Below are 18452 nucleotides of genomic sequence, written 5' to 3' on the forward strand. Positions count from 1 at the left end.
GCCACGAACTCGTCGGCGGCGATCTCTTCGATGTTCTCCTGCGACGTCACGTCATTTCCCTCCGGCGCCGTCACTGGGACACCTGCTTGATCTCGAACGGAACGGGCTGCTGAGCGGCGTGCGGGTGGTTCGGTCCCGCGTAGACCTTCAGCTTGCTCGCGATGGCACTACCGAGCTTGTTCTTGGGGATCATGCCGACGACGGCCTTCTCCACGAGACGATCGGGGTTGCTCTCGAGGACCTGACGGGTCGAGCGCGACTTCAGACCGCCCGGATGGCCGGAGTGGTGGTGGTGGAACTTGCCGTCGAGCTTGTTGCCGCTGATGGCAACCTTCTCGGCGTTGATGATGACGACGAAGTCGCCGCCATCGACGTTGGGTGCGTAGGTGGGCTTGTGCTTACCGCGGAGCAGTGTCGCGGCCTGGACGGCGAGGCGTCCGAGCACGACGTCCGTGGCGTCGATCACATGCCACGTCCGGGTGGTGTCCCCGGCCTTCGGGGCGTAAGTAGACACAGAAAATTCCTGTCTTCATGATGTCGCTGCTGGCCAAGACGTGTGGATGCCCTCGGCGGCCAGTTGAGACCCGAGGACAAGAGCTCGATACGCACGTTAATACGCGGCGAGCCCATACACGCCAACGGGGAACGATACCGGGAGCGGACGCCCAGGTCAAAACGCCTCCGCTCGTCAGCGCAGGCGCACACACTGCACGCACCGACGGGCAGCGGGTAGCGCCTCGAGCCGGATCGCCGGAATCTCACCACCGCACCGCTCGCAGAAGCCGTACGTGCCGGCCGAGAGCCGTGAAACCGCCGCGTCGATCTCGCGTATCTCGGATTCGGTGTCGGTGATCAGCGCCGCAATCTTCGCCCGCTCGAACGCGATCGTCGATCCCTCGGGATCGTGCTCGTCGTCGTCGGTGGTGAGCCGCGATCCCTCGATCACCGACGCGAGTTCGCCACGAAGCGACTCGAGACGATGCAGGGAGCGCGACCGCTCCGTCCCGAGTACTGCTGCGAAGTCCGTCACCACTCCAGTAGACACCGCGACGGACCGGCGTGCGACGAAACGACGTCTGCCCCGACCGATGTTCTCGGTCGGGGCAGATGCGTGGTGTCGAGACCGGTCAGCGAGCCATCCGCGCCTTGTTGGCCATCTCGACGCCGTGCATCGTCTCGCCACCGGTACGGGCGGCTGCGACGAGGCTCGACAGAATGAGGTTGAGCTCGTCGGATGCAGAATTCCACTGACGCTGCAGCTCGTAGTAGGACGTCATCGCGTCGCCCTCCCACGACTGGTAGAGCCGCTTCGCGGTGCTGTCCACGTCCCCGAGGAGGTCCTTGGTCACGTTCGCCTGCTTGTTCATCGCCTCTGTCAGCGCCGCGATCTGCGCGAAGTCGTATTTCATATCGGATCGGTCTCCTTGGTCGAGCGTGGTCGTGTGAGTTGTCGTGTGGTCACCGGATGCGGCGTCACTTGAACGAGGACAGTCCCGAGTTCAGGGATCCGGCCACCTGGTTCAAGGCCGACACGTTGTCGTCGTCGGCGTCCGAGTAGCCGTGGCCGTTGGTCTTGATGTCCGCGGAGATCTGTTCGAGCGCACTGCGCATCTTCTGCGCACTGGTGTCCCACTGGGCCATCACGTCCTGAAACGATTTGCCCGCCTTGCCGACCCACGCCTCGGCGGTCTGCTCGACGATCGAGCGAACGGCCGAATTGGACGCGTTGATCGACACGCTCAGGCCTTCGATCGTGGCTCCGGCAGCCATGAGCTCCTGCGGCGTGACCGTGACGCCGTTCGACGAACCCGTAGATTCCGGTCCCCCTGGATATCCCACTTCGACTCCTTGTCTTCGATACTCGATTCACCTGCACCCGCGGCGCACGTGCTGCTCGACCGAGAGGCCACTGTCGGCCCGCTCACTCCCCTACATCTCCTTGGACGCAACGACCCCTCGATTCGGTTCCGGCCGTGCGCGAAAAATGTGGGCCGCTCTCACGAGGCCGGAACGATGTCCAAAGTCTGCGTCGCCTGCCCGCATTCGACGTCGATCACCGCCGCGTCGCCTCCCTCGAACTGACAACCGATGCTGACCTGCAGGTCGGATTCGACGAACACCCGCCACAGCACCGTCGAATCGTCGATCGGCCTCTCGGTGTAGGCGATTCCGACGCGGCCGCCGAAATCTCGTGTGGATTCGAGAGATCCGATGGTCGAATCCGGCCCACGGGCATCGACGGCCGACCGGAGCTCGGCAGCGACCTGCTCCTGCGTCGAGCCCGGCAACAGGTCCGCCACGGTGACGACGATCCGACGCTCGGGCGGGGTCGGTGGAATCAGCACCATGCGGTCGGGGTCGTCCAGCTTCGTCCAGGTGCTCGGCAACTGCATCGACACCCGCCCGGACACGAAGGTGACCGTCTCGACCGGCGGTGGCGCATCCGCTGTCGTGGTCGGTAGCGGTGCGGCTACGGACGAGGATGTAGCACTCGGGACCACGACCGGCGAAAACGGTTGCGCTGCAGTCCCATCCGGCTCTATTGGAGACTGTCCGGCGAAATACACAGCTGCGCAGACGAATACGAGGATCGCCGCCACGGCACCCACGGCTGCGAACAAAGGGCGACGTCTTTTCTCCCGGGACCGCGGCGGCGCGGCGACGTCGTCGAGCCATGCCGCCGATCGCGTCGTCGCGGCACGTACCGACGGTGCCGGGACGAGATCCGCCCCGGCTCGCCGATACAGCGATCCGGCGACATCGAGACCGGTCAGCCATTGCGTGGGGTGATCGACGACGGGATCCGCTCCGATGGGCGCCCCCACCACGTACACCTCATCGGGGCAGCGCGTGATCGACGACCGAACGCATTCCCCGACCGCTCGTCGCCACGCATCGTCGTCACCGATGCCGAACGGAAGGATCGCGCCGGTGTCTCCGCCGTGCGCCCCCGACTCGTCGAGCACGACGACGGACGTATCGAGAGCTCCGACTTCGACGACCACCGCGGCCGACGGTGCCCGTTCACCCGACGACGCAACGGCGGCCTCGGCCGTCTCCACGAGCACCACCTCGTTTGCCGAGGTCGCGAACATCGCGCGAACGATGCCCACACGTTCCTCGCCCCAGGTCGACGGATACGCGATCTCGAGCACGTCGAGTCGGTCGTGTACGCCGGCACCGTGCAGGGCCGACCACACGATTCCGTGGAACACCACCTCTCGATCCCACACCGTGGTCCCGACCGGGATCGACGCATCGTCGATACAGAGCAGCGGCGGTATCTCGTCTCCGGCTGCGCCCCGGCCGAACACCAATCGGCCACCCTCCTCGATGGCGAACGCCGATCCGACGCTCTCTCTCGGCCCCTCGAAGGCTGCGCCCGTGGCAACGACGGAAATTTCCGTGTAGCCCAGATGCACTGCGGCATACCGCCACGAGTGGCCCGTCAACTCGAATGTCCGAGCTGGACGAGCGACTGGCCGGAGCGGTCGACGAAGACCCCGCGTCCGGGTGGCATGGCACTGGGACGGACCGTCCCGAGCAGGTTCCCCTCGTCGCGGCTTCCGCTCATGACCAGTCCCGGCGTCACCAGATCGCGCAACCGTCCGATCACCGGGTCGAACAGCGCCCGGCCTGCCCCGCCCGAACGACGCGCCACGATGACGTGCAGCCCGATGTCCCGCGCATGAGGAAGGTGTTCCACCAACGGGACCAACGGATTTCCCGACGACGTGGCAACCAGATCGTAATCGTCGACGACGACGAACACCTCGGGGCCGTTCCACCACGACCGCTCGCGAAGCTGCTGTTGGGTCACGTCTGCTCCTGGCATGCGATCGGCCATGCGGCCGGCGAGGTCGACGAGCATGGCGGTCAGCGTCGCCTGCGAGGCCGCGTACCCGGCCAGATGCTCGGAATCGACGGTGCCGAGCAGAGTTCGGCGGTAGTCGGCGACGATGAGTTTGACGCTGTCGGGCGAGTTCGCCTCGACGAGCGATCGACAGATTCCGCGCAACAAGGAAGTCTTACCGCACTCGCTGTCACCGAACACTACGAAATGTGGATTCTCCGCGAAATCGACCACCACCGGTGCCAATTCGGCCTCGTCGATGCCGATGGGAACTGCGAGCTCAGGAATGCCGCCACGGGTTCGTGGCCACGCATCACCGAGCTGATCGAGCACCGCTGATCGTTCGAGCAACTCCGGCAGCATCCGCACCGGCGGCGCTGGAGTTCCCGCAGATGCAGCCGCGATCGCGGCGACCGACTCACCGACTGCGCGAGACAGGTCGTCGACGGAACAGACGTCGTCCACTCGCGGAAGTGCGATCAGCAGATGTAGTCCGTCCCTGGTCATGCCCCGGCCCGGCCGCCCCTCGGGAACGCTCGCCGCCTTGGCGCGACCCATGTCCGAATCCGACGGGTCACCGAGCCGCAGTTCCAATCGGGTGCCGATCAGGTCCTTGGTCGCGGGCCGAACTTCCGCCCACCGCGATGCGGTGAGGATCAGATGCAGACCGAAGGCGAGGCCCTGCGTCGTCAAAGTGGCGATCTGCTGTTCGAGACTCTCGAAATCGGACCTGATCGACGGCCAACCGTCGATGACGAGAAAGACGTCGCCGAATCGATCCTCCGGGTCGACGGGTTGCGTTGCACGTCGCCGTCGGAACTCGGCCATCGAGTCGATCCCGCGATCACGGAACGTCCTCTCTCGCTGCCGAACGACGCCGGCGACTTCGGCCACGGTCCGCCGAACCCGATCGACGTCGAGCCGATTGGCCACCGATCCGACATGCGGCAGATCGGCCAACCCGGCCAGCGTTCCGCCGCCGAAGTCCAAGCAGTAGAACTGGACCTGCGCGGGCGAGTGCGTCATCGCGAGCGCCAGGATCAACGACCGAAGCGCCGTCGACTTGCCCGATTGCGGGGCACCGACGATGGCGACGTGGCCCGCAGCACCGGACAGATCGACGGTCAGCAGATCGCGGCGCTGATCGAAAGGCCGGTCGATGATCCCGATCGGGGCGCGGAGGGTGCTGAGCGGACCGATCCGCTCGGTCAGAACCGATGCGGGCAGCAACCGGTTCAACGTCGGTGCAGTGTCCAACGGCGGCAACCACACCTCGTGGGCCGGCATTCCCCGACCCCGAATTCGTCCGACGACAACGTCGAGCACCGTCGCACCGGTGCTCTCGGAGTCGACCGGATCCGGTTCGGCCGCCGGCGCAGTAGCAGCCTCGATCCGGCCGACATCGATGGAATCGAGTGGTACCGCATAGGCGGTGAAGGGCTTCGGCCTGATGTCTCCGCCGAGCGAGGGCCGCGCGCCAGGACCGGAACGCGGCGGCGCGTAAGGACCGGAGACGTATGCCGCAGCGAACCTGACGATCTCGGCCGAATCGCACTTGAGATAGCCCGCACCCGGCTGAGCGGGAAGGTGATACGCGTCCGGAACCCCGAGCACCGAACGAGATTCGTTCGCGGAGAACGTCTTCAGACCGATTCGGTACGACAGGTGACTGTCGAGACCGCGTAGTTTTCCTTCTTCGAGGCGCTGGCTGGCGAGCAGCAGATGCATGTGCAGCGAGCGCCCGAGCCGACCGATCGCGACGAACAACTCGGCGAATTCGGGTTGCTGACTGAGCAATTCCGAGAACTCGTCGACCACCACGAACAGGGCGGGCATCGGTGCCAGATCCGCTCCCCCGGCGCGTGCCCTCTCGTAGTCGGAGACGTTCGCGAAGTTGCCTGCCGAGCGCAGCGACTCCTGGCGCCGGTTCATCTCGCCGGCCAACGCATCGCGCATTCGATCCACCAACGCCAAGTCCTCGGACAGGTTGGTGATGACCGCGGCCACGTGCGGTACCGATTCGAGACCCGCGAACGTCGCGCCGCCCTTGAAGTCGACGAGCACCAGGTTCAGCTGTTCCGGCGAGTGAGTCGACACCAAGCCGAGCACCAGCGTACGGAGAAACTCGGATTTACCGGAACCCGTTGCGCCGATGCACAATCCGTGCGGCCCCATACCGTTCTCGGCAGATTCCTTCAGGTCGATCTCGACAGCACTGCCGTCGGGGGCGACACCTATCGGTACCCGCAGCCTCTCGCGTCCCCGGCGCATCGTCCACGCTCGGTCCGTGTCGAGTGCGCCCACATCGGCGATACCGACCAGGCTGTTCCACCCCGAAATCCGGACTCCGCCGTCGTCGACCACATCGACGACCGACGAGGACGACGGCGCGCGGTACGGCGACAGGCGTCTCGCAACGGCGTGTGCTTGCGTGGTGCTCATCGAATCCGCGACGGCGAACACCTCGACCGTGGTTCCGCTGACCGCTCCGATCGACCCGTTCTCGACGAACAGCTGGATTCCACGCGATGCAGCCAGTCGTGGGCACAGGCCGGACAGATCGATGATCGTGACGGAATCGAGGCCCGTGTCGGTGAGATCGGTCGAACGGTTGTCGAGAAGCCCGCCGTCCACCACGATCACCAACTGCACGACGCCGGCAACAGGCACAGCTCCACGCGCAAATCGATTCCGCACACTCAGCACGTCGCCCAGCGCACCCTCGAGTTCGAGAAAACTACCGAAGATCATCCGAGCGGACCCTGCCCCGTCGCGCAGAACGTCGTGCTGAGTGTGTGGAAGCCACTTGGCCCACTCCCACTGCTGCACGGTGTCCGGACCACAGACGATCGCGACCGCGACGTGGTCGGGCCCGTGAAAGGTGCACAGCGAGGCCAACATCGCGCGCACCATCGCGCGGGCACCGTCCCGGTCGCCCGCTATGGACAGCGCCGCGAACCCCCTCAGTGACACCGCGGTCGGCAGCGCGGGCACCACCGAATGCGCCCGCACGAATCGACGCAGGGACACCGCCGAAACCGGTTCGAGTTCCTCCACCGGCCCGGTCTCGGGCGGAACCAGTCGAGTGGCAAGCCGCTGATCCCCCAGGCCGACTCGGACGTGAGCGAAATCCGGATCCGACAGTCGCCGTTCCCACATGCGCTCGGTTCCGGCGACCGACCACAACGTATCGGGGCCCGGGTGGCTCCATTCGAGGGCTCGGCGCTGCGCGCGTTCGGTTTCCGCGACGTCGCGGCGGAGCTGATCGAGATAGCGGAGGTAATCCTTGCGGTCCTCGTTGGCCTCGGCGGTGCGCGCCCCGCCGGACTTCCCGCCGCCGGCCAACATCCCCACCATGGACATCAGCATCATGGCCGGGAACATCAACATCATCGGGTTCGCCGCTGCGCCGGAGGTGAACATCAGCGCGACCATCCCGACCATCGCGGCAACCATCACCAGCGGCATCAGCTTCATCAGCAGATTGCCCGGCACCGCGCGTGGGATCTCGGGCGGCGGCTGCAGGGTCACTTCCCCGCCAGGAGATCGAGGCACTTCCCGTCGGGCACCGCGAACGAAGCGCACGGTACTCATAGATCCGCCCCCACGGCCACGCCCCCTGAACTGCATCGCGGCAGCCTCCCCCCGAGGCTGCAGGACGACAGGCTAGCGCATCGAAGACCGGGCGGTCCACAGTCGGCGTCGCCACCCCGGACGGACATGACCACCGGTACGTCCGACGAGAAATAGAACGCTGCCCGACACCGTTGCAATTGAATGCGGCTCTTCGGCCGCGTGCTCGACGAACGAAAGGCTGGCCCCAACCGTGTCCGTACCTCTGTCCATCCTCGATCTCGCTCATGTGGGCGAGGGCGAAACAGTCCGCGACAGCTTCGATGCAAGCGTCACACTCGCTCAGCATGCCGAGAACTGGGGATACCGACGCATCTGGTACGCCGAGCACCACAACATGAAGACGATCGCGTCGTCGGCCACGTCGGTTCTCATCGGGCACGTCGCTGCCCACACCGAGCGCATCCGGCTCGGATCCGGCGGAATCATGCTTCCCAATCACGCGCCGCTGACCATCGCCGAGCAGTTCGGTACCTTGGCGACGCTGTACCCGGGACGGATCGATCTGGGGCTGGGCCGCGCACCCGGCAGTGACCAGGTGACGATGCGGGCGATGCGACGCGATCCCGCGTCGGCCGATCGCTTCCCGCAGGATGTCCAGGAACTGCAGGGCTACCTGTCGGAAGAGTCTCTGATCCCCGGAGTGAGCGCGACTCCCGGCGCAGGTACCGAGGTACCGCTGTACATCCTGGGGTCGTCGCTTTTCGGCGCACAGCTCGCCGCTGCACTCGGCCTGCCCTATGCCTTTGCCTCGCACTTCGCACCCGACGCCCTCGAGCAGGCCGTCTAGATCTACCGACGTGACTTCCGGCCCTCCGCTCAATTGTCCGAGCCACACCTGATCGTGGGCGTCAACGTGATCGCGGCCGATTCTCTGGCCGACGCACAGGCCCAGTTCCTCCGCACCAAGCGCAGCCGCGTCAGCCTCCTGCTCGGCCGCGGCCGGACCTTCACCGACGAGGAAGCCGACATGGTCCTCGAAGCGCCTGCGGGCCAACAGATCACGAAGATGACCAAGTACTCGGCCGTCGGCACTCCGGACATGGTGAAGGACTACCTCGACCGTTTCGCCGAACGCACGGGAGCGGACGAGCTGATCGTCGCGTCCGGTGTGTCCGACCGCGCATCGTGGCTTCGCTCGTTCGAGTTGCTCGCACAGGTGAGTGACCTGGTTCCTGCCTGACGGGGGCGCTGCGTCACCGGCAGATCCCGACGGGCGATTGCTTGTCGCCGCGATGTCGTAAGGTTTGGACACCGATGCCCACTGGGGCGGGCATCGGAACGTGAATCGAACGTATCCGGGGGGATATCCATGACACGCGCCGACAGCCGTCCATCGGCCGGCATTGCGCCGTCACGCACGGCACCTGCCGATCCGACACAGTCACCCGCCGCGTCGGACGTGGGTCGGCGGGCAGCGGGCGCGCAGTCCGTCTTCGCGCAGGAAGTCTGTCGGGTGACGGTGTTGGCCAGGTCCACGCAGGTGGACATGGCGCTGCCGGTGGACGTTCCGGTCTCGCTTCTCGTACCGGGAATCGTCGACCTGATTGCGGCGGGAGTGGAGCCTGCGGGACGAGGAGAACCCCGCGACGGGGATCCCGCGTCTGAAGGGTTGCCCGTGGCGTGGACGCTCGCGCGGATCGGGTTCCCACCGTTGTCACCGACTGCGACGTTGGCGGAGCTGTCGGTGCGTGACGGTGAGTTGCTCGTGTTGGGTGTGGCCGAGCGGCCCGCGCCGGTTCCACTGTTCGACGACCTCATGTATTCCGTTGCGCGATCGGGTACCGACGATGTTCCGCACTGGACTGCGCGTACCGCGCGCACGGTGGGTTCGGTTGTCACCGGTGCGCTGGTGTTGCTGGCGTGCGCGGTCCTGTTACGTGGGCCGATCCGGGCCGGAGCCGAGCACGTCGGCAGTCTCGTCGAGGGGCTGGCTGCCGTCACTGCGTCGATTCTCTTCGCGATAGCGGGGGTGATTCTGGGGCGGATGTATCACCAGCACTCCGTCGCCGTCCTCTTCGGTGGATGCGCCGTCGCGCTGATGTTCACCGGCGGAACTGTGCTGGTACCCGGGCAGTTCGGCGCGGCTCAGCTGATGCTGGGTTCGGCCATGGCCGGTGCGACGGCTCTGCTGTCCCTTCGTATCGGCGGGACCGGGTTCGCACTGTTCACCGCTGCGATATCGGTGGCGCTTCTGACGTTCGCTGCCGCGGTGTGCGCATTGTTCACCACGATGGCACCACCGGCGATCGGTACTGCCGCGGCCCTCACCGGCCTGGCTGGAATCGCGCTCTCTGCCCGCGTGTCGATGATGCAGGCCAAATTGCCGCTTCCACCGGTCCCCACCGCGGGAGCACCGCTGGACACCGTCGAGGAAGCAGAACTCGACGCGATCTCGTTCGACGATCTGCAGGTCGCCGCGGCCGAAGCGCGTAGTTACCTGACCGGTCTGCTGTCGGCGTTCAGCGTCGCCGTGGTGGCGGGCGTGCTTGTCGCGGCGGGAGCCGATTCGGGAGATGGCGTCCGTTGGCCTGCGGTCGCGCTGGCGGCGCTGTGTGCGCTCGTCCTGCTGCTGCGTGGACGCACCTATGCCGTTGTGACGCATGCCGTTCCGCTGGTCGCAGGCGGAGCGACGATTCTGCTGGCGCTCCTCGTCGGTGCGGTCGTCGCACTGCCGGATCTCGTCCTCGCTCTGTTCGGGGTGGCACTGGCCGGCGCGGTGGCCTCGTCGATCTTCGGGGCATTCGTGCCCACACGGACGTACTCGCCGGTGATGCGGAGAGCGGCCGAACTCTTCGAATACGCCGCCATCGCCCTGGTCATTCCGATCGCAGTGTGGGTGTGCGGTCTGTACAGCGTCGTCCGCGGGCTGTGACGCCGCACCGACGGCGAACGGTCGTCATCGCGGCGTTCACTGCTCTGTCGCTGTCGTTCGACGCAGCCTTCGGCGGGTATCCCGCACGCGCCGAACGTCCGGTGATCGACCCCTTCCAGCTGCCTGCGCCGAGCGCTCCCGGCCCGCTCGAACCCACGGAACAGAAGAACGCCTGCGCGCTGCCGTCCGCGACTGCCGACGCCCAGGACGTGCCGACCGCACTGAAGGCGCTCGACTTCGCATCGGTCTGGCCCATCACCCGTGGGGCAGGTCAAGTGGTTGCCGTCATCGACACCGGCGTCACCGCACATCCGCGCCTGCCGGGTCTGATCGCCGGCGGCGACTATGTCAGCGCAGGCGACGGGCTGTTCGACTGCGATGCACACGGAACGATGGTCGCCGGCCTGATCGCCGCACAGACCGCACCGGGCAGCGGATTCGCTGGAGGCGCACCCGACGCCCGCATACTGTCGATTCGTCAGTCCAGCAGTGTCTTTCAGATCGTCGACAACCGGCCCGAGGAGGAGAAGACAGCAGAGCCGGAGAATGCCGCGGGCTACGGCAACGTGCGCACCATGGCCATGGCCATCCGAACTGCGGTGGACTCGGGTGCCTCGGTCATCAACATCTCCGAGGTCGCCTGCGTGCCCGCCGGAGGCGGTGTGGCCGACGGTCCGCTCGGCGCGGCCGTGCAGTACGCCGTCCGAGAGAGGAACGTCGTGGTCGTCGCAGCAGCTGGAAATCTCGGCAGCGCTGCCTGCCAGGCACAGAACCCGATGACCGATCCGCTTCGGCCTGGTGCCGACCCGTGGGCGTCCATCGCGACCATCGCGACTCCGGCGTGGTTCGACGACGTGTTGACTGTCGGTTCGGTCGAGTCGGACGGCACACCGTCTCCGTTCAGCCTGGCCGGTCCGTGGGTCGACGTCACCGCTCCGGGCTCGAATATGACGTCGCTGTCGCCTACTGGCAACGGACTGGCGAACGGCACCCGGGGCACCGATGGCGTGATTCCCATGACCGGAACGAGTTTTGCGGCACCGCTGGTTGCCGGGGTTGCGGCGCTGGTGCGCTCCCACCGGCCCGAACTGTCGGCGCTGGAGGTGATCGATCGGATCGAACGAACGGCGCACGAGCCGGCCGAAGGGTGGAATCCCTTCGTCGGCCACGGCGTCGTCGATCCGCTTGCAGCGGTGACCGATTCGGTGACGCCCACCCCCCGGTCGGTTCCTGCGGACAGTGTTGCGATGAGTGCGCCGTTGCCGCCGCCCACGCCGGATCATCGACCGCGGACCGCAGCCGTCACCGGTTCGGTGCTGGTGGCAGTGATCCTGGCACTCGGACTCGCACTGTCGGTACCGCTGCGCCGACGCGGCAGAACCGACTGAGCCAGGCGCTACTTCGTCGGAAGCGCCGCGGCCTGCGGGTCGGGAGCAACACCGTCGTGCATCGTCAGGGCCTGGCCGCGCCCGAGAGTCGGCCCACTGCCGAGCAATTGGAGTATCTGCCAGGGCGCGGGTGCCGGCGGTCCGAACCCCAACGCCGACGCAGCCTCGGCACCGTCGACGCCGTATCGCACTCCGGTATCGGCCACGAAGAAGACGCTGCCCTGACGTGTACTCGACGCGGAGATACCGGTACTGCGCACGAAACCGCCGCTACCGGGTGCCAGATAGACCTGGTCGACGGCGTCACCGCCACCATCGGCCTGAGCCAGCGAAACCGGTTGTGCATCTGCCTCCAGCGGCAGCCCGCGACCGGCGGACTCGACCAGTCGAGCCGACGGCCCGCCGTCGGCAACTGCGAGTGGCTCCCACGTCAAGCAACCCACCGGGCGCTCCCCGGTATCGACGATCGTGGGAGCGGTCTCCGGAAACGTCGAAACCTCCAGCCCGAAGGACGTTTTGGGAGCATTCGCGAGCAGGTCGGGATTGACGGCTACGATTTCCGGACTGCCCTGCGAATCGGTGAATTTCAGGAGGAGGGCCGCAGTCTCGTTGATCGCTTGTATTCCGTCCTCGAGAACCACGTAGTACTGGACGTCGCGACCGGCGACCTTGACGACCGATCCGATCGTCCGGCCGTCGAACGGAAACGCAGGAGCCTCACCCGCTCGAGGCACGAACGGTGCTGCGACGGGGGGTGATTCGGGCACGGAATTGAGCAGACCGGCACCGACCGGAGATGGTGTCGCGTCCTCGAGTCCGAGTGCCCGGACCACTGCCCTGTTGTTCAGGTCGACCGGCGATTTGGTGCCGTCGTGGACGAGATAGGCAGTGCCGTCCGATGTCCAGAGGAACGCCTCGGAATCGGCGAGCGCAGCCGTGCTTTCACCGAAGCGAGGATCACCCACCACAACCGTTGTCGAAGTCACTCCCGTGATCCGGTCGACGGTGTCGCAGACGGTCCACGTTTCTGCGCTGCCGTCACTGTCGTGCGGTAGCGCAGACGGAGCACCGGGAATACCCACCAGCGCGCCGCGGGGTCGTGCGGACAATTCGGATTCCTTGACCGTCAACGGGTCGTCGGGCTTGCCTACGATCAATCGAGCCGACGCGAGATTGAGCACCGGATGGAACACGTCGTCCACTTTCACGAACATCGCGGCCGAATCCTTGCCCACCACGATCGACGCGTCGCCGATCTTGTCCTGCGGCCGAAACAGTGCCAGCGCAGCGCATCCCGCCAAGCCGATGCAGGCGACGACGACGCCCACGAGCAGTGCCCGCGACTGCGACTTCATCGGATCGTGCAGCATCCGAACGTCGCGTCTGATCAGTGCATGTTCCATTCTGCGGACGAGAAAGCGGTAACCGCCAACCTGCCACTTCGTTGTCGGCGTCGACGCCACGCTTCCTCCCCAGGATTGTGCGGACCCGATCCCCATTCGGGTCACGCGACACAGTACAGTTCGTCCGCACACCTCGGCGACCGCGTTGGCGTTCGTCGATGGGGCACTGCGACCTTCGGGGGGAGGGTTTCGATGACGCGTACCGGTCGGGCAGGGCGTGGGCGAGCCGCCGTTCCTTTCGTCGCGCCCACGGTGCGGCGGGTGATCTTGGCCGAGACCGCAGCCGTGGCGATCGGCTCGGCTCTGTTCGCGGCACAGGTGAGACCAGGGCTGACTCTGCTCGCTGTTGCGACGGTAGCGCTCGTTCCGTTCGTCGCCGTTCGGCGCAGATCGGTCGTGGACTGGGTCCGGACAATCTGGCGGTTCCTCGCCGATCGTGCCCCCGATGTCGGTGTGAGTACGGACCACACCGACACGGCAGTCGGCCCGGTCGGGGTCCACTGGCAGCGCGACACCGTCACCTGCACCATCGAGATCGTCCCGCCCGGGCACGCCACCACAGTCCTCGGCAAGGCGAGCGCCGAGACGCAACACACGCTTCCTGTCGACGCGTTGGCGTCGTGTCTGCGACAGCACGACATCGAGGTCTGCTCCATCGACGTCGTTGCACTCGGATTCCGCAGCTCGGCAGGCTCGGTCGCCACCGAGGTGTACGAGTCACTCATCGGTCCGCTACCGGCAGTAGCGGTGCGAACAGTCTGGGTGGCAGTCACTCTCGACCTGCGTGCGAATGCGCGTGCGATCGGGGCCAGAGGCGGAGGCAGGGCCGGGGCAGCCCGCGCCGCTGTCGTCGCGACCACTCGCGTACATCGCGCTCTGAACGCCCACGGGCTGTCCTCGCGACTGTTGACGAGCTCCGAACTACGATCGGCTGTGTTGCACCTGTGTCGGGGCGTGAGTATCGACGACCTCACCCAGACGTGGTCGACAGCACCCCTACCGGGTGCGTCGAGTACCGGCTTCGGAATCGATTGCAGCACAGTCACTGCCGAGGACATCGCGACCCTGTGGGCAACACCGTCCCTCGGAACGACGCTGTCCTTCCGCCTGCAACCGACCCACGACACCGGGAAGGTGCGCATCCATGGGTCGTGCAGATTCGCCACTCGAACACCGATCACGAAGCCTCGTGTACGCGCGCTGACCTCGATGAGCGGAAGTCAACGCGACGGCATCCTCGCCCAGCTCCCGCTGGCCCTACCCGCCCTGGATTCGTTGTCTCCCAGACGATTTCTCGACACAACGACGATGCACGAGCTGAAACTCCCGGTAAGCGGGTGCGGCCAGCTGTTGGGATCCGATGCTCACGGACACGGTGTCGCGGTGCGGCTGTTCGGACCGGGCCTGACGCGAGTTCGAATCGCCGGAGAGCTCTACCTCGCCCAGCAACTGATCTTCCGCGCCATCGCCACCGGTGCCAGGGTTCTCGTCCGCACGGATCGCCCGCACGCCTGGCGCGCGATCCTCGACGCCATCGGCGCACCCGATCGACTACTGGTCGACGGCACCACGACCCGATCCCGGCCGTCGTACGACGTGATCCTGATCGACTTCGCCGACGGTTCGGCACCGCCTGTGCAACAGGGACTTTCGGGCGTCACCATGATCTCGTTGTCCGAGCACCTACCGCGGACCGGCCGCCCCGAACAGGAGCGAAGCGTGCCTGAGCCGGATCTGACGATCGTCCAGCCCCATGCGTCGGGAGATCGAATTCGAGTCCGATCCGGTCCACTCGACGTCGAGCTGACATTGGTCACGATTCCGCAGGAGACGGCGTTCATCGGCCGCCCCAGGAGTCTGCGCCCCGCGGTTCGTGCATGACCGATTCTCAGCCGGGGTAGTCGGCGCGCCCACGAGCGCCGGCGACCGCATCGGCCCACCACTCCAGCTGATCGAGAAGACGCCCGAGAGCGTCGACGGCTGCGGCATCGTCGATCCGTCCCGACTCGTCGAACCGCTTGCGCACCCGGTGCAGCGACACGGCGTCTCGGACCGAGACCATGTGCAATTCGGCAGTGATCTGCCGCAGCTGTTCGGTCGCTCGAATCCCACCGCCCAGCCCGCCGTAGGAGACGAATCCCACCGGCTTGCCACGCCATTCGTACTTCACCGTGTCGAGCGCAGTCTTCAACGCACCGGGTACGCCGTGGTTGTACTCCGGAGTGACGAACACGAAGGCGTCGGCGGCACCTATGATCCCGGTGAAGCGTTCGGAGTCCTCGCACGGAACGAGAGAATTCGGTAACTCGAAATCGGCCAAGTCGACGTCCACCACCTCGACGGTGGTGCGTTCGGCTGCGACACCTCGAACCCAGGCCGCGACGGTCGGTCCCACTCGACCGGCACGCACACTACCGACGACGATGGCGAGCTGTATCGGCTGCATCGCTCCGACACTAGACCCGGTGACGCTCGGTCAGCCCTCTCCCCCACAGCAACCGCCGCCGGTGATCGCCGAGCGCGCTTCTCGGGTGGCCGCGTTCCGAGCGGCCAGCTCGTCGGCCGGCGGGTAGTCGACTCCAACCAAGGACAAGCCGTGCGCCGGAGCCACCGCCACCTCGCTCGCCCGCTCGCGCCGAGTCAACAATGACCGCGCCCAGTCGGGAGTTCGACGCCCTTCCCCCACGGCCTGCATGGCACCGACGAGGCTACGGACCATCGACCAGCAGAATGCGTCGGCGCTGACGTATGCGGTGAGACGATCGCCGTCGCGCTCCCAGTCGAAGCGCTGCAGTTCCCGAACGGTGGTGGCACCGTCACGTCGCTTGCAGAACGCGGCGAAATCGTGCAGACCGACCAATCCCACGGATGCCTCACGCATCGCACCCAGATCGATGGGCCTGGGCCAGGAGACGACACCGGCGACATCGAGGGGGTCGACACCGTATGGCGCAGTGCCGAAACGATATTCGTAGTGCCTGCGGTATGCCGAGAATCGCGCGTCGAAATCACGGGAGACGGCGGTGATGGCCCGCACTCGCACATCGGTGGGTAGAAACCGGGCCATTCGGCGGACCAGTCGGTCGTGATCGTCGGGAACGTCGACGGCGTCGAAGTGCGCCACCTGTCCCGTCGCATGGACTCCCGCGTCGGTTCGTCCCGCCACGGTCAGCTCTACCGATTGCCGCAGCACCGTGGAGAAGGCTTCTTCGAGCACTCCGCAGACGGTGCGGATACCCGGTTGGCGCGCCCACCCGGAGAATCTCGTGCCGTCGTACGAGATGTCGAGCCGAAATCTGGTGGGGACCGACAAAGCGGGCCCGCCTTCCCCTGGGGGAATGGCGGGCCCGCTTCGATCGTGCGCGGAGCTCAAAAGGACTAGTCCTTCTTGGCTTCCTCGGCCTCGGGGGCGTCCGACGCGTGTGCGTCGTTGTCCTCGATGCCTTCGATGACTGCGTCGGCGTTGGCCACCTCGGCGTCGGTCGCGTCGGCTTCGACAGCCTCGACGACGTTCTCGTCGGTCGCGTCCTCGGCCGGAGCCTCGGTTGCGGCGGGAGCAGCCTGCGAAGCCTTCACGCGGCGAGCGCGATCGGCTTCGTTGGACACCGTCTGCTCGTTGACGAGCTCGATGATGGCCATCGGCGAGTTGTCACCCTTGCGGGGGACGGTCTTGATGATGCGCGTGTAGCCACCGTCGCGATCGGCGAAGAAAGGCCCGATCTCGGCGAACAGCTTGTGCACGACATCTTTGTTGTTGATCGTCTTGAGAACCTCACGACGATGCGCCAGATCACCCTTTTTGGCGTGGGTGACGAGCTTCTCGGCGTGGGGACGAAGGCGCTTGGCCTTCGACTCGGTGGTGGTGATGCGGCCGTGCTCGAAGAGTGACGTCGCCAGGTTGGCCAGGATGGCCTTCTGGTGCGACGCCGACCCGCCGAGACGGCGGCCCTTGGTGGGCTTGGGCATGATGAATCTCCTAGTAAGAGCTCCAGCGAGCTGATTACAGCTGTTCTGTCTCGGCGTAGTCCTGCTCGGCACCTTCGGTGTCGCTGAAGGAGCCGGCGTCGGTGTCACTCCACGTGCCCGTGGTGGCGTCGTAGCCAGGCACGGTGCTCGGATCGAACGACGCGGGGCTGTCCTTGAGGGAGAGGCCGAGCGAATGCAGCTTGACCTTCACCTCATCGATGGACTTCTGCCCGAAGTTACGGATGTCGAGCAGATCGGACTCGGTACGACCAACCAACTCGCCGACGGTGTGAACACCCTCGCGCTTGAGGCAGTTGTAGGAACGGACGGTGAGGTCCAGATCCTCGATGGGGAGTCCGAAGGAAGCAATGTGATCGGCCTCGGCGGGCGAGGGTCCGATCTCGATGCCTTCTGCTTCGACGTTCAGCTCACGGGCGAGGCCGAAGAGCTCAACCAGGGTCTTGCCCGCCGAAGCGAGCGCGTCCCGCGCGGTGATGGAATTCTTGGTCTCCACGTCGAGAACGAGCCGATCGAAGTCGGTGCGCTGTTCGACGCGAGTGGCCTCCACCTTGTAGGTGACCTTGAGCACGGGTGAGTAGATCGAGTCGACCGGAATACGGCCGATCTCGGCACCCGAAGCCTTGTTCTGAACGGCGGGGACGTAGCCGCGACCGCGCTCGACTACGAGCTCGATCTCCAACTTGCCCTTGTCGTTCAGGGTCGCGATGTGCAGATCGGGGTTGTTCACCGTGACGCCGGCCGGGGGCACGATGTCGCCTGCGGTCACAGCGCCGGGGCCCTGCTTGCGGACGTACATGGTGACCGGTTCGTCTTCTTCGGAGCTCACCACGAGGCCCTTGAGGTTCAGGATGATGTCGGTGACATCTTCCTTGACTCCGGGGACGGTGGTGAATTCGTGGAGGACGCCGTCGATACGGATGCTGGTGACAGCAGCGCCGGGGATCGACGACAGCAGGGTGCGGCGGAGCGAGTTGCCGAGTGTGTAACCGAAGCCGGGCTCGAGCGGCTCGATGACGAATTTTGAGCGGTTGTCGGCGATGACCTCTTCGGTCAGCGTCGGGCGCTGTGAAATGAGCATTGTGTGTTCCTCCTGTACGGGCGTCCGCTATTTGACGCCCACGTGTGGAGGCGAAGACGCATGTGAGCCTCACGGGGAGACTCACATGCGTGCTGCGCCTTACTTCGAGTAGTACTCGACAATGAGCTGCTCCTGGAGCGGCACGTCGATCTGTGCGCGCTCCGGCAACCGGTGCACCAGGATGCGAAGACGGTTGGGGACGACCTGCAGCCACGGGGCGACGGGACGGTCGCCG

The 18452-nt window shown here is 66.0% G+C and carries 14 protein-coding genes and 2 pseudogenes; 4 read left to right on the forward strand and 12 right to left on the reverse strand.

The features are described 5' to 3' along the window. Nucleotides 1-70 precede the first annotated feature (70 nt). The 6 genes from rplM to eccCa all read right to left on the reverse strand — a co-directional run bounded on the left by rplM (nt 71) and on the right by eccCa (nt 7447). The gene (gene rplM, locus A2J02_RS16545) at nt 71-514 is read right to left on the reverse strand and encodes a 50S ribosomal protein L13 (protein WP_037188282.1); all 444 of its coding nucleotides are present in this window, start codon (nt 512-514) and stop codon (nt 71-73) included. A 174-nt stretch (nt 515-688) separates the two neighbouring features. After that, nucleotides 689-1030 carry a TraR/DksA family transcriptional regulator gene (locus tag A2J02_RS16550; protein ID WP_068051327.1) on the reverse strand — a complete coding sequence of 114 codons (342 nt, stop codon included), beginning with the start codon at nt 1028-1030 and terminating at the stop codon, nt 689-691. A gap of 97 nt (nt 1031-1127) precedes the next feature. Further along, the gene (locus A2J02_RS16555; protein ID WP_068051312.1) at nt 1128-1409 is read right to left on the reverse strand and encodes a WXG100 family type VII secretion target; all 282 of its coding nucleotides are present in this window, start codon (nt 1407-1409) and stop codon (nt 1128-1130) included. Nucleotides 1410-1473: 64 nt separating this feature from the next. Further along, on the reverse strand, nt 1474-1839 hold the full coding sequence (locus A2J02_RS16560) for a WXG100 family type VII secretion target (RefSeq protein WP_068051314.1): 366 nt from the start codon (nt 1837-1839) through the stop codon (nt 1474-1476). A gap of 158 nt (nt 1840-1997) precedes the next feature. Beyond that, a complete protein-coding gene (locus A2J02_RS16565) occupies nt 1998-3452 on the reverse strand; it encodes a type VII secretion-associated protein (RefSeq protein WP_156516253.1) in 1455 nt (484 codons plus the stop codon). Continuing rightward, the gene (eccCa, locus tag A2J02_RS16570) at nt 3449-7447 is read right to left on the reverse strand and encodes a type VII secretion protein EccCa (RefSeq protein WP_068051318.1); all 3999 of its coding nucleotides are present in this window, start codon (nt 7445-7447) and stop codon (nt 3449-3451) included. The genes A2J02_RS16565 and eccCa overlap by 4 nt, the downstream gene beginning before the upstream one ends. Nucleotides 7448-7679: 232 nt before the next feature. Here eccCa and A2J02_RS16575 point away from each other — a divergent pair. The 3 genes and pseudogenes from A2J02_RS16575 to mycP all read left to right on the forward strand — a co-directional run bounded on the left by A2J02_RS16575 (nt 7680) and on the right by mycP (nt 11749). Further along, nucleotides 7680-8669 (forward strand): annotated as a pseudogene (locus A2J02_RS16575) (LLM class flavin-dependent oxidoreductase). Between the two features lie 129 nt (nt 8670-8798). Further along, the gene (gene eccD, locus A2J02_RS16580; protein ID WP_082898973.1) at nt 8799-10361 is read left to right on the forward strand and encodes a type VII secretion integral membrane protein EccD; all 1563 of its coding nucleotides are present in this window, start codon (nt 8799-8801) and stop codon (nt 10359-10361) included. Beyond that, complete coding sequence (gene mycP / locus A2J02_RS16585; RefSeq protein ID WP_442971483.1) at nt 10328-11749, forward strand: type VII secretion-associated serine protease mycosin; 1422 nt, start codon at nt 10328-10330, stop codon at nt 11747-11749. The genes eccD and mycP overlap by 34 nt, the downstream gene beginning before the upstream one ends. Nucleotides 11750-11757: 8 nt before the next feature. Here mycP and eccB read toward each other — a convergent pair whose 3' ends face one another. Further along, on the reverse strand, nt 11758-13212 hold the full coding sequence (eccB, locus tag A2J02_RS16590; RefSeq protein WP_068051331.1) for a type VII secretion protein EccB: 1455 nt from the start codon (nt 13210-13212) through the stop codon (nt 11758-11760). 132 nt (nt 13213-13344) lie between these two features. On the opposite strand from eccB, the gene eccE reads away from it, so the two are divergent. Continuing rightward, a complete protein-coding gene (gene eccE, locus A2J02_RS16595) occupies nt 13345-15033 on the forward strand; it encodes a type VII secretion protein EccE (protein WP_188078556.1) in 1689 nt (562 codons plus the stop codon). Between the two features lie 7 nt (nt 15034-15040). Here eccE and A2J02_RS16600 read toward each other — a convergent pair whose 3' ends face one another. The 5 genes and pseudogenes from A2J02_RS16600 to A2J02_RS16620 form a co-directional block, all read right to left on the reverse strand. Further along, the gene (locus tag A2J02_RS16600) at nt 15041-15598 is read right to left on the reverse strand and encodes an NADPH-dependent FMN reductase (protein ID WP_068051320.1); all 558 of its coding nucleotides are present in this window, start codon (nt 15596-15598) and stop codon (nt 15041-15043) included. Nucleotides 15599-15628: 30 nt separating this feature from the next. Then, a complete protein-coding gene (gene truA, locus A2J02_RS16605) occupies nt 15629-16525 on the reverse strand; it encodes a tRNA pseudouridine(38-40) synthase TruA (RefSeq protein ID WP_068051323.1) in 897 nt (298 codons plus the stop codon). A 5-nt stretch (nt 16526-16530) separates the two neighbouring features. After that, nucleotides 16531-17118 (reverse strand): 50S ribosomal protein L17, encoded by a 588-nt coding sequence (rplQ, locus tag A2J02_RS16610; protein ID WP_068051325.1) that lies wholly within the window; start codon nt 17116-17118, stop codon nt 16531-16533. Between the two features lie 34 nt (nt 17119-17152). After that, nucleotides 17153-18217 carry a DNA-directed RNA polymerase subunit alpha gene (locus A2J02_RS16615; RefSeq protein ID WP_008718222.1) on the reverse strand — a complete coding sequence of 355 codons (1065 nt, stop codon included), beginning with the start codon at nt 18215-18217 and terminating at the stop codon, nt 17153-17155. 99 nt (nt 18218-18316) lie between these two features. Beyond that, nucleotides 18317-18452, reverse strand: a pseudogene (locus A2J02_RS16620) (30S ribosomal protein S4); the annotation flags it as partial.

Origin of the sequence: Rhodococcus sp. EPR-147, from assembly GCF_001647185.1 — a bacterium.
Taxonomy (GTDB): Bacteria; Actinomycetota; Actinomycetes; order Mycobacteriales; family Mycobacteriaceae; genus Rhodococcoides.